Origin of the sequence: Dryocola boscaweniae, from assembly GCF_025215095.1 — a bacterium.
GTDB classification, from domain to species: domain Bacteria; phylum Pseudomonadota; class Gammaproteobacteria; order Enterobacterales; family Enterobacteriaceae; genus Dryocola; species Dryocola boscaweniae.
This window is the reverse complement of record NZ_JALHAP010000072.1, coordinates 23,865-36,059: the sequence shown is the minus strand read 5'-3', so window position 1 is coordinate 36,059 and position 12,195 is coordinate 23,865. Positions and strand designations below refer to the sequence as shown.

Annotated in this window: 8 protein-coding genes; 1 reads left to right on the top strand and 7 read right to left on the bottom strand. The window is 53.8% G+C overall.

Going from position 1 to position 12,195, the window contains the following annotated elements; genetic code table 11:
• Positions 1-38 precede the first annotated feature (38 nt).
• Positions 39-1,229, top strand: a complete 1,191-nt coding sequence (locus tag MUA00_RS04820) for an amino acid aminotransferase (protein ID WP_271122046.1) — start codon at positions 39-41, stop codon at positions 1,227-1,229.
• Between the two features lie 204 nt (positions 1,230-1,433).
• On the opposite strand, the gene MUA00_RS04815 is transcribed toward MUA00_RS04820, so the two are convergent.
• From MUA00_RS04815 to cmoM, 7 genes are all read right to left on the bottom strand, one after another.
• Positions 1,434-2,081, bottom strand: a complete 648-nt coding sequence (locus MUA00_RS04815) for an MBL fold metallo-hydrolase (RefSeq protein WP_271122047.1) — start codon at positions 2,079-2,081, stop codon at positions 1,434-1,436.
• Positions 2,082-2,121: 40 nt separating this feature from the next.
• Complete coding sequence (locus MUA00_RS04810; protein ID WP_271122073.1) at positions 2,122-2,670, bottom strand: YcbK family protein; 549 nt, start codon at positions 2,668-2,670, stop codon at positions 2,122-2,124.
• 173 nt (positions 2,671-2,843) lie between these two features.
• The gene (ldtD, locus tag MUA00_RS04805) at positions 2,844-4,742 is read right to left on the bottom strand and encodes a L,D-transpeptidase (RefSeq protein ID WP_271122048.1); all 1,899 of its coding nucleotides are present in this window, start codon (positions 4,740-4,742) and stop codon (positions 2,844-2,846) included.
• Positions 4,743-4,921: 179 nt separating this feature from the next.
• On the bottom strand, positions 4,922-9,370 hold the full coding sequence (gene mukB / locus MUA00_RS04800; RefSeq protein WP_271122049.1) for a chromosome partition protein MukB: 4,449 nt from the start codon (positions 9,368-9,370) through the stop codon (positions 4,922-4,924).
• Entirely contained in the window at positions 9,367-10,083 is a 717-nt protein-coding gene (gene mukE / locus MUA00_RS04795) for a chromosome partition protein MukE (protein ID WP_271122050.1), read from the bottom strand. Before mukE ends, mukB begins: the two co-directional genes overlap by 4 nt.
• Positions 10,064-11,386 (bottom strand): chromosome partition protein MukF, encoded by a 1,323-nt coding sequence (mukF, locus tag MUA00_RS04790; protein ID WP_271122051.1) that lies wholly within the window; start codon positions 11,384-11,386, stop codon positions 10,064-10,066. The genes mukE and mukF overlap by 20 nt, the downstream gene beginning before the upstream one ends.
• Positions 11,379-12,167 carry a tRNA uridine 5-oxyacetic acid(34) methyltransferase CmoM gene (cmoM, locus tag MUA00_RS04785; protein ID WP_271122052.1) on the bottom strand — a complete coding sequence of 263 codons (789 nt, stop codon included), beginning with the start codon at positions 12,165-12,167 and terminating at the stop codon, positions 11,379-11,381. Before cmoM ends, mukF begins: the two co-directional genes overlap by 8 nt.
• Positions 12,168-12,195: the final 28 nt, after the last annotated feature.

Below are 12,195 nucleotides of genomic sequence, written 5' to 3'. Positions count from 1 at the left end.
AGAGCGTTTCCCCCTCGATATCACAATGGAACCAAGTCATGTTTGAGAACATTACCGCTGCCCCTGCCGACCCAATTCTTGGCCTGGCCGATCTGTTTCGTGCCGATGACCGCCCGACAAAAATTAACCTCGGCATTGGGGTTTATAAGGACGAGACTGGTAAAACACCGGTTCTGACCAGCGTTAAAAAGGCCGAAGCTTTTCTGCTGGAAAATGAAAATACAAAGAACTACCTGGGCATTGACGGTATTCCCGAATTTGGCCGCTGCACTCAGGCACTGCTGTTTGGCAAAGGTAATGCAATTAGCGAAGCCAAACGTGCGCGCACGGCGCAAACTCCTGGCGGCACAGGCGCACTTCGCGTAGCGGCTGATTTCCTGGCAAAAAACACTGCAACAAAACGCGTGTGGGTAAGTAATCCTAGCTGGCCTAACCATAAAAGCGTGTTTAACTCCGCAGGTCTGGAAGTTTGCGAATACGCATACTACGATGCCGACAAACATGCTCTCGACTTTGATGGTCTGCTTAACAGCCTGCAGGCGGCGCAGGCGGGTGATGTGGTGCTTTTCCATGGCTGCTGCCATAACCCAACCGGTATCGACCCGACTTTAGATCAATGGCAAGCGCTTGCGAAAATGTCGCAGGAAAAGGGCTGGCTGCCGCTGTTTGATTTCGCCTACCAGGGTTTTGCCCGTGGTCTGGAAGAAGATGCCGAAGGCCTGCGCGTCTTTGCAGCAAGCCATAAGGAACTGCTTGTAGCCAGCTCCTACTCGAAAAACTTCGGTCTGTATAACGAGCGCGTAGGCGCCTGTACTCTGGTCGCTGCCGATGCGGATACCGCCGATCGCGCATTTAGCCAGATGAAATCCGTTATTCGCGCAAACTACTCTAACCCGCCGGCACACGGCGCTTCCGTAGTGGCAATCATCCTGAGCAACGAAGCCCTGCGTACACTCTGGGAACAAGAGTTGACCGACATGCGTCAGCGTATTCACCGTATGCGTCAGCTATTTGTGAACACGCTGCAGGAGAAAGGCGCAAACCGTGATTTCAGCTTTATTATCAACCAGAACGGCATGTTCTCGTTCAGTGGCCTGACGAAAGAACAGGTTCTGCGTCTGCGCGAAGAGTTTGGCGTTTACGCCGTGGCATCTGGCCGCGTCAACGTTGCGGGGATGACTCCGGACAATATGGCGCCGCTGTGCGAAGCGATTGTCGCTGTGCTGTAAATATTATCAATGGAAAAAGAGCCGCATAAGCGGCTCTTTTTGAGAATGATGACAAGCCTTCCGGCGTCATAAAACTAAAGGGTGTCGTCGTATAAAAAACGAGGAAAATCAATTTATTGATTTTCGGCTGACAACCACAAAGAAGGAAAAACCACGTTTTTTCCTTCTTTGTCTGCAATCTGAGCCGCTTATGTGGCTCTTTTTTTACCAGACCGGTAACTCGTCCTGCAGGAAAGGGTTATGCAGACGCTCATACCCAAGCGTGGAAAGCGGGCCATGACCGGGAATAAAGGTCACATCGTCGCCCAGCGGTAATAACTTACGCTTAATCGAATCGATAAGCGCCGCGTGATCCCCCTGCGGGAAGTCGCTGCGCCCTACTCCACCTTTGAATATTACATCGCCGGAAACCAACAGCTTCGCCTTGTCATCAAAGAAGACGATATGCCCCGGCGTATGCCCTGGACAATGCAGCACCTGCAATGTCGCATTCCCGACGGAAACGGTCTCACCTTCATCCAGCCAGCGATCTGGGGTTAAAGGTAAACATTCATCCAGACCAAACATTCGACTTTGTGCCGGCAATCCCTGTAGCCAGAAATCGTCTGCTTTTTGCGGACCGACTACAGGCACACCGTAATGTGCGGCCAGCTCAGCAGCGGCGCCCACATGATCAAGATGACCATGGGTTAACAGGATTTGACCTACCGTCACACCTTTTGCCGTCACTTCCTGGACTATCTTTTGCGCTTCACCGCCAGGGTCCACTATGGCTGCCTGCAGGGTTTCTTCGCACCAGATCAAAGAACAGTTTTGGGCAAAGGCCGTTACCGGGATAAGGTGATAATTCATGCTGCTCCATTACCGGCAACGAACGCCGGATTCCGTTGTTTTACCAGTGCCGTAATGGCCCGGTATCAATATGCACAAAGTTGCTACCCGGGTAATATCCTACACCACCTGAGCGCAGAGATAATGCTGCTTTGCGAACATTGCTTAACGAAATCCCTTCAATATGGAAATCCATTGCCTGCCCTTTGGTGTGGTAGCTTTTTTTCGCCACCCCACGGCTATGCGCACGCAACTCGTTATTGGTATCCAAAGAACGGTAACCGGAAATAAGCTGTACGGGTTTATTCGTTCCTAACAGCCCTTGCAGACGATAAAGCTGGTCGAACAGCTTGGGATCGATGGCCTTAACTTTATTCGCGCGAAAGTCACGGAAGAAATGGTTAAGTCTAGCTAATTCATCCTGAATATAGCCTCTGCCATCGAAGAACTCGGCTTTTAACGTCTCACCTGTATGAAGGTTATTGAGAGTCAGAATGCGCGGGCGCGGTGTCGAGAGGGTTGCAAACGCTCGCGTCGGCAACAGAGCGGCACCCAAAGCCACACTGCCCAATGCCAGCAGCTTGCGGCGATTAGCGTCAAATTTGTCCATGATGTCCAGGTCTACAAATGAAAAATGGTCGAATAATATGCACTTCTGGCGCACGCTTCGCACCTTAACTGGCTAAGAACGTTGAGTCAAGATGCCGCAAAACCCAGATAAACCGGGCCCTGTGAGGGACCCGGCTGAGTATTACACCTGTTACGACCACTAATTCATTAGTATTACTGCATTTCCTTAATCAATAATCCGGCTTTTGAAAGGATTTGTGCGCCAGATCGCGCGCTAAGATCGTAATTGTAAATATCTGTACGATATTGTGTACGCCCGTCTTCACCGACAAATGCGGTCAGATAATAGAGGTTGACCGGGATTGTCTGGCGAATGTTGACATATTTAGTGCTGCCGTCTTTTAGCTGACTGGAGATACGCGTGTCATTCCAGCCGGCATCCTGTAACAGCATATTAGCCAGTTCAGATGCCTTATTGACTCGAACGCACCCGGAACTTAGCGCTCGCGCATCCTTCTGGAACAGATTGTGGTTCGGCGTGTCGTGCAAATAGATAGCATCGGAACTCGGCATATTAAATTTATATCGCCCTAACGAATTCTGAGTGCCCGGTTTTTGCTGGAAACGGAACGGTAAATTGCTGGCGGTAATGGTTTGCCAGTCTACGTTATAGGGATTGATGGCTTCTGCATTGTTGCTCCAGCCGCGCAGCACGCTGTAACCGTGGCGGTCCAGGTAGCCGGGGTCCTGACGGACTTTAGGCAGGATGTCGTTACGCGCTAACGTATTTGGCACGTTCCACGGCGGGTTAACCACGACGTTATTGAGCGCGCTGCTCATCATCGGCGTTTTACGATCCGGACGTCCGACAATAACGCGGGATGCCAGAACTTCGCTGCCATTGAGGTAATACACCAGCGAATAGTTGGGGATGTTCACCATGATGCCGGTATCAAGCTTATTAGGCAGCAGGCGTAAACGTTGGATATTCAACGCGACGAGCGAAGCCCGCTGTTGTGGCGTGACATTCAGCCAGTCACGAGTTAAGGGCCCGATTGCGCCATCCGTTCCCAACCCTTGCCATTTCTGGAAGCGCTTCACCCCTTCAACCAGTTCGCGGCTATAAGCGCTGCGTACCGCTGCGGAAGGCTTTTTCTTCGCTCCGACAACCGCATCGGGAACGCCCTGAGCGTTGCCCTCACTTTCGACGGCAACAGCAGACGGACTCACCGCAGCCGCGGTCTGGGTGTTCGTGCTGTCATCACCCGGTAGCGAAATCGCCGGCTCAACCTGCAGCATGCCGCTTCTGGCGAGAATTTCACGCAGCGCCGGAACATCGTTGCTCCATTGTCCCGGACGAAGCGTTTCTTTACCGGTTAGCTGCGGCCACGGACGAGTATCACCCAACAAATGCACCAGCGACTGATGCATACGGGCATATTGTGGATGCTGAGGCGCAAGCGTAGCGATAAAGCTCACTAGCGTGCCCTGATCGACAGCCACCTGCCACTGATTAATGACAGACAAAGGCGCGGTCTTCATTTTGTAAGGCGTGGTGCTATACAGCCAGCGGTTACCTTCGGTCGGAATACCGGAGACAAACTGCAGATAGCCCATCATTGCGTCAGAAAGTACAACGTCGCGAGCCATGCCGGTAACGGAAGGATTGGTCAGCAGTTCGACCCAGGTCGTAAACTGAGGCTGAATACCGGCGATAGCCAGTTCCGCTAACTGTTGCTGGAATGCCTGCACCGCATCACGGTTTTCCCACATCGGTTTCATATCGCGAGCAGCATAAAAAGCGGACAGCGCGTTGAGGTAGACAGGAGCATAGCCTGCAGGCAGTTGCGCAAGGAGCTGAGAACGGCTTTGCGCGGCAGACATTGAGGCAGAATCAAGCGCCAGTGTGCCCGCCATCGCCGCCGTGGCGCTGGACTGAGCTAACGGTTGCTCAAGCGCGGTCGGCTGCTCTGCAGTCACTGCGGAGCTGTCAGAAGGAACCACGGCAGGCTCTTGCTCTTGCGCCTGCACCGTAAACAGTGGAGCCAGACTGAGCGCCAGGCAATAACTTATAGCCGACGCTCTAAAACCATGTATTTTCATAAGCAACATCCTTTGCCCCCTGTTTTACTGTTTATCGTAACCAGCCTTTCGCCTGGTTCTTTTATCAGTATATAAACAGTAAAAATCAATTACCCGCATAAACGTAAAGAAAATTAAAGATTAAGAGGTTTCAGAAGCAAAAACAGCGGGCCGAAGCCCGCTGTTTGACAAGAGCATAAAGAGGACTATCAGGAGACTTCCGCCGTACCTGGCAAAGCCTCAGGTAGCGGTGCGGCAAAGCCTCGCAGACCAACAACGTGCACATGTTCGTGATTGTTAAAGACCTTACGAACCAGCTTATAGGTGGTGCCTTTTTCCGGGCTGATGTTTTCAGGCGCCGCAATAATCAGTTGCATTTCAAGTCGCTCGCACAACTCAAACAGCGTTGCGATTGATTTGGCATCCAGACGGGCGGCCTCATCAAGGAACAAAAGGCGGCAAGGCGAGATGTCTTTACCGCGCAGGCGGCGTGATTCCTCTTCCCAGCTTTGCACAACCATAACCAGAATCGACATCCCGGTACCGATAGCTTCACCCGTAGAAAGCGCGCCGCTTTCCGCACGCAGCCAGCCATCCGTACCTCGGTTAACTTCCACTTCCATCTCAAGATAGTTGCGGTAGTCCAGCAGCTCTTCACCAATGGTCTGCGGCGTACGCTGGCCCATATCGATTTGCGGGTTCAGACGCTGATACAGCTTCGCCAGCGCTTCAGAGAAGCTCAGACGGTTGCTGTTAAACAGATCCTGATGCTGTTCATGCTGCTCGGAAAGGACGTTAAGCAGCATCGCATGCGTTTCGCGGACGTTAACATTCAGGCGTACGCTATTTACCTGGCCGAAGGAGACGCTTTGCAGCCCCTGGTTCAGCATGCGAATGCGGTTCTGCTCGCGCTGAATGGTTTTACGAATAATATTCGCCACGCTGCGGGAACTGATCGCCAGCTTCTGCTCGCGTGAGGTCAGCTCTTCTGTCAGGCGGCCCAGCTCAATCTCCATCTGTTCGATGGCTTCTACCGGATCGTCAGTACGAATAATATCCTGGCGGATACGCTCGCGCAGATGCTGATAAACCGCCACGAAGAACTGAATTTTACGCTCCGGACGTTTTGGATCTTCGGACATCCGCAGCACATCGCGTAAATGTTCGTTATCCGCCACCGCCAGACGCAGCGCGCCAAGCGCCTTATCCGACATGGAACGCAGTTCGTCGCCGGTCTGATAGGCCAGCTCGCGGCGGTGAAGACGGCGCTCCACGCCATTGTCTTTCACCATGCGCATTACCGCACACCAGCCTGCTTTCGCCGTCACCACCTGTTCGCGCATTTCGAAATAGCTGCGCTCCAACTGTTTCAGCTTGCGGGTCAGGTTGCTCATTTCCGCTTCGCAGTAGGTCAAGGCTTTTTCGAGCTGATTACGACGGGAACGGTTGTTGCTCAGCGCGGTATGTAATTCATCGCGGCGAATACGGGCACGCTCTTCCGCCCCGGTATCGGCACGCACGCCGATGTCCTGCAGCTCTTTATGCAAGTCGTTGAGCAGCTCTTTCTTGGTATCGAACGAGCTTTTCAGCGAGGCCATCAACTGACTGAACTGGCTGAGCTGCTGCGCATGGCTGCGCAACGCTTCACGGGAGCGCGTACGTTCCGCTTCTGCCTGCTCCAGACGGCTGCGCAGTTTTTCGTTTAGATCGCTATTACCGTCCAGCATGGCTGCGGAATCGGAATAGCTAAAGTGCGCACGACGCTGCACCACTTCAGTTAACGCAAACGCCTGTTGACGCGCATCGCGCTGGATTTGCTGCGCGTAGTGATAATCTTCTTTTAGCTGCTCAAACTGTTCCGGATCGCTTTGCAAGACCGAGGCAACCGCTTCGAGTTTGGCCAACTGGCTGCCATGCTGATGGATAAAGCGCGCAGCTTCTTCGGCTTCCATCAGGCGTTCGCGAATTTCATCGCAGCGGTCTGCCAGCGTCTCGTCGTTCAACAGGCTGACGCGCGGCAGCAGGCGGTTTAGCTGTGCAACGCCTTCTTTTGCCAGATCGAACTGCTGACGCTGCTGCTGATTGTCGTTTTCGTGATTGCTGATGGCGCGTTCAATTTCACCGCGGCGGGTATTGAGATGGCGAATTTCCTCTTCAGGATCTTCGTCAAATGCCACGCCCAGATGCTGGCCGATAAAGCGGCTGAACGCCTGGTGCAGGCGCTGAGATTTTTGAACATCAAAGGAAAGCGTGGCGAAGCGTTCCGCCAGGGTTTCGCGCTCTGCATGCAGATTTTCGAGACGATTTTCACGCGCCGCGCGGCCAAACAGCGGCAGTTCCGGCAGGCGGGAATATCGCCACTGGCGCTCGGCGGTTTTCACCAGCACCGCAGCGCCCATCTCTTCTACGGTAAAGACGCTGTCATCAAACGAGGACGGGTCCCCTTCAATCAGATACAGGTCTTCAGGGCAATCTTCCAGGCTTTCGAGCTGTTCACGCACCAGGGATAAATCCGGTACGACGATAGCGTGGCGGGATGGGCCATACAGCGCCGAGAAGTACGGTGCGTCATCAAGGCTGATATCATCATAAATCTCTGATAGCAGCACGCCGCCAAAGCGTTCAGCCAGAGCATTGAGACGCGGATCTTCGGCGCCGCCCGGCTGGCTAAGCCGTTCGATTTCTTCATCGATAGCGCGTTTACGGGCGCCGACTTCATCTCGTTCTACCGTGACGTCGCGCTCGCGCTCCAGCAGTTGCTGCATGTATTCAGTCACATGCTGGCTGCTTTCGAATTCTTCGTTGCTTTGCTCGCAAAGCTGATTGAGGCTGGTTTGCGCCGCCAGCCAGACAGGCGCACGCAGCGTCAGACGCTTAATGCGCGCCTGAATTTGCTCCTGTTCCTGACGCAGGGAAACGCGTTGCTCGCTCGCATCGGAAACGCTTTGCTGCAGCGTCGCGATACGTTCTTCAAGCTCTTCGTGCAGCGCTTCAAGATCTTCAGGATCGAACTGTTTGCCCTGACGTTTGCAGAATTCAGCCAGCAGACGCTCGGCCTCTTGCTGTTCACGCAGGCGCTGTTCAAGTTCGTTAAGACGCATGCGCAGCGGCTGAACCTGTTCGGTGAGATGGCGCTGGTTATTGCTGTCGCGCAGTAATTCACGCGCGGCTTCCCAGGCTTCGCTGCGGCTCACGGGTCCGCTGATTGCCGTGACAAGCTGGTAAGCATGTTCAAACTGGCTGTGTGCCGTTTGCGCCACGCTCATTTTCTGCTCCAGCGTCAGCAATTTTTCTGTCGCTTCCTGCTCTTTGGCCTGGAAAGTGTCCAGCCATTCGTCGGCGCTGTCTGCGGTTAAATCAGGCAGATGGCAAACCGCACGGGCACGTTCTAAAGCTTGCAGGGCCTGCTGATATTGAATAGCGCGAGTCTGTTGCACATCGAGCGCCTGCTGGTAATCGGCAAGCTGGCTTTTCAGCTCGTCCACTTCCAGCTCTGCGGCTTCCGCGCGTGCCTCGTTCTCTTCTTGCTGTTCGTGAGCTTCGGCGACAATCTCGTTTTGCTCTTCGAGACGCATTTGCAGCTCTTCGAGATCGGCTTCATAACGCTCGATTTTTTCCTGCTGACGAATAGCCGTTTGCACCAGGTTCAGGTGATCGCTGGCGGCCTGGTAATCCGTTTCCAGATCCCCTTCCGCGCCGCTGTGTTCGGCTAGCTCACGCGCCATATCGACGTGTTTAAACTGCTCCGCAGCAAGCTGCTTGCGGCTGATGTGCAGTTCACGGCGGAATTCGAGCGCTTTATCCAGATGAATGCGTCGTTCGTTGGCATGGCGCATATAATCCGCCGCCACATAGTCAGTGGCTTCGGAAATAAGATGCTTAAAGAGGTCGCGATCGGACTGGGTCACGCGAATCGCTTCCAGCGTCAGGCGGTTTTCACGCAGCGCGGCTTCCATATCCTGGAACGCTTTACGCACGCCGCCGTTTTCCGGCAACAGATAATCACGCAGAGAACGGGTGATGGCGCTGGAAATCCCGCCGTAAAGCGAGGCTTCAATCAGGCGATAATATTTGCTACGGTCCGAGGCGCTGCGCAGACGACGCGCCACGATACCCAGATCGAACATTAAAGAATGGTAATCGGTGATGGAGTTAAACTGCTTGAACTGGACACCTTCGATAGACTCCACTTTGTCTTTCAGCTCTTGCAGGCTCAGCACGCGCGCCTGACGCTCGTTGAGCGTTTCAGTCAGCAACTGCGTCGGCTGAATAGAAGTCGGCAGGCCCTGAATCGCGAAAGGTTTGATATCCACTTTACGGTCGCGGCCCGCAACCTGCTGCAGACGCACGCCAACCACCACGCGCTGGTGACGGGAGTTGATGACATCAAGCGTCGAATAACACACGCCCGCTTTTAACTTACCGTGCAAGCCCTTGTCGCGTGAACCAGACGTGGCCCCTGCTTCGGTGGTGTTACGAAAGTGCAGCAGCGTCAAATCCGGGATAAGCGCTGTAACAAATGCCGCCATGGTGGTGGATTTACCGGCGCCGTTACCGCCTGAAAGCGTGGTAACCAGCTCATCTAAATCAAAGGTACGCGCGAAGAAACCGTTCCAGTTAATCAGCGTTAGCGAGCGAAACTTTCCGCGTTCAATCATTCCTGTTCATCCTCCGCGTTATCCTGGGCGTTCTGTGGCTCGTCGGCTTCATCATTGAGCTGCAAGCGGGTTTCAACAGGCATCGCCTCCCCGTCGCGAATCATGCGCAACTGCGCTTCACGTGGATCGTCGCCGGTGCGCACATCGGCTCCGAAGCGGAAGACCGATTCGGTAATGCGGAACTTGCTGCTGTCGTGGCCCATAAACCAGATCATGCCGAGGCGACGCAGGCGCGTCAGTGAAGATCGCACTTTTTCCTGCAGTTTTTGCCTGTCGACATCCGAGCCGGTGGAACGATTGTTCACAAGCTTCAGCAGCTTGCTTTCATCTGCCAACGTCAGCAGTTCGTCGTAAAGCTCCTGCTGTGTGAAGATGCCTTCATTCGCCAGACGTTCCGGGCTGAGATAGAGATAGCAAAGAATTTTACCGACCATCATATCAAGCTCGGATAATACCGAGCGCGGGATAAGCGTTGTGGAGCGCGGGCGCAAATAGAAAAAACCTTCTGGCGCGCGGATCAATTCCACGTTGTAGCGGGTATAAAACTCTTCCAGTTCGTCCTGAAAGTCCATCAAAAAGGCATGATTATCCAGCTCGTCGAGGCCAATGTGCCGACCGGCACGTAACTGGCTGTCGAGCGCGGGAAATAACGGATTGGCCAACGCCTGTGCCAGTTTAACCGGCATCACTTTTTCAATATTTGTTGATGACATGCGCCTGTACCTTGGCTCCGTAATCGTTAATTGCCTGCCACTGCGGCGGCAGGCCGGTAAAGTCTGCTTCAGCCACACCAAGACGCACCGCCTGGTCGACCACGATTCGTGCCACGTCAAAATGGCGCGCGCGCGGATATTGGGTAAGATAGTCCCGCATCACCACGCCTAAATCTAGGGGCACTTGTCTGGTTTTGTAGCTCTGCAATGCCGCTTCTATCAACGCCGCTAGCTGTTCACGGATTTCGTTAAACTCTTCAAACTCGAGATCCGTTGGCAGTTCGCCGGTCACCTCTTCGTCGCGAAGCGTCATTTCTTCATCGCGCATATCGAGCAGGCGATCGGCGCTGGCATAGGTCAGCGCCCACGGAGCATCGAAATAATTTTGCACCGACACGCGAAGGCGTTGAGCAAAGACACGGTTTTTATCCATGTCGATGGCGGTACGAATAAATTTATGAACGTGGCGGTCATAGCCAATCCACAGGTCAATGGCCTGCTGGCCCCAACTGATAATACGGTCCAGCTTGCTTTGCAGATCGAAGACCAGGCGGTCGACAAAATGCAGGTCGTCGCGCCCCATGGTTGAGTCCTGAATGCGCAGCAGGTTCGCCTGTAACTTATCCCCGGCGGCTTCAAGAGTGTCCTGCAATTCGCGCAACGTGCCGGAGGTTTCAGAAAGCAGCAGTTCGCAGCTTGAAATAGCCGCACGCCAGTCTTTGTTCAGCAACTGCGCGATATCATCTTTAACCTGCTGCTGCTGCTCATCCATAATGCGCTGGGTGAGGTCGATGCTATCGAAAATCTCCGCTACGGAGTATTTGAGTGGCGCAAAGACGTTGCGATGCCAGTGGAACTCATCGCCGTTTTCGTCAGCGGCGTCGGCGGCACGCTTGAGTTCGCCTGCCACGATAGAAAGCTGCATAGAAAGGCGCAGCGTAGAGAATTCGCGCTGGCGAATATAGTAATCGGTAATACCGATCCCAAGCGGCGTGAGGCGGTAGATCGAATTCCCTTCGTGAATTTCGCTGGTAAAGCGGTTGAGCAAACGCTGACGCACCATGTCGTTGATGGCGTTATTCGCACGTACGCTGATGGTTTCGGTCGTTTGTTCGAACCCATCGCTCACATGGCGGAAGGCATCCACCAGCTCTCCTTCACTTAACTCTCCATCGAGCCTTTCGCCGTTTAAGGTAGCGATGGCCAACAGGAACGTCAGACGTTCGGTTGGCAGCGTAATAGAGAAGTCATTTTTCCTGGCCCAGGCAACCAGTTCAGGTACTGTCTGGGAAACATCACTCATAATTTTTCCTTGGCTCAAGCGGCTTGACTGCTGTCACGTGGATATAGCGGCCGAGGCTAAGAAAAGGCTCCTGCCGACAATAACGCGTTTCAAGTTCAAGCAAATCGTCAAAACCATCGCGTTGTTTGTGCTTGTCGCGCAGGTAATCGTGGAATACCCGCACACCGGTTTTCCCGGTAATTTGCCAGCCAATTTGCTCCAGCCAGTGATAAACCTGTTCTGGCGGCAAGGGATTGTCAGGCGAAAGCGTTTTTCGCTTATTTTTTTTCATGCCCTGAAGCACGTACTCAAAGTTGCCGACGAACATATTACGCATCAGCAGGCCGTTAGCATTGTAAAACATCAGCGACAGTGCGCCGCCCGGCGCCAGACAGTCCCAAAGCGACTGCAGCACCGCTTGCGGATCAACGACCCATTCCAGCACCGCGTGAAACAATATCAGATCGACCGGGCTTTCCAAATATTGACCAATGTCCTGAGCGGAGGAATGTACAAAATGCATGTTCCCGCTCACACCTTTCTCACAGGCCTGGGCCTGAGCGCGGGCAATCATCTCAGCGGAAACGTCGCAAAGTACGACATCATGGCCCAGTTCAGCCATGCGACAGCCCGTTTGCCCTTCCCCCCCGCCCGCGTCCAAAACTCGCAGCTTCGGCGCCAGGGTAGCCAACAGCGCATCAAGATCCTGCCACAGGATGGCCTGGCGCAGCAGACCTTTGGTTGTACCATAGATGTTGCGTGAGAACTTCTCGGCAATGTCATCAAAATTGCGGTCACGCACGGGTACTACTCCACAGCCTTTAAGGGTC

What these genes read in the sequence shown, in the direction of transcription:
- MUA00_RS04820 (WP_271122046.1), top strand. Translation starts at nt 39, where the DNA reads ATGTTTGAGAACATTACCGCTGCCCCTGCCGACCCAATTCTTGGCCTG.
- mukB (WP_271122049.1), bottom strand. Translation starts at nt 9,370, where the DNA reads ATGATTGAACGCGGAAAGTTTCGCTCGCTAACGCTGATTAACTGGAAC.
- MUA00_RS04815 (WP_271122047.1), bottom strand. Translation starts at nt 2,081, where the DNA reads ATGAATTATCACCTTATCCCGGTAACGGCCTTTGCCCAAAACTGTTCT.
- mukF (WP_271122051.1), bottom strand. Translation starts at nt 11,386, where the DNA reads ATGAGTGATGTTTCCCAGACAGTACCTGAACTGGTTGCCTGGGCCAGG.
- mukE (WP_271122050.1), bottom strand. Translation starts at nt 10,083, where the DNA reads ATGTCATCAACAAATATTGAAAAAGTGATGCCGGTTAAACTGGCACAG.
- MUA00_RS04810 (WP_271122073.1), bottom strand. Translation starts at nt 2,670, where the DNA reads ATGGACAAATTTGACGCTAATCGCCGCAAGCTGCTGGCATTGGGCAGT.
- ldtD (WP_271122048.1), bottom strand. Translation starts at nt 4,742, where the DNA reads ATGTTGCTTATGAAAATACATGGTTTTAGAGCGTCGGCTATAAGTTAT.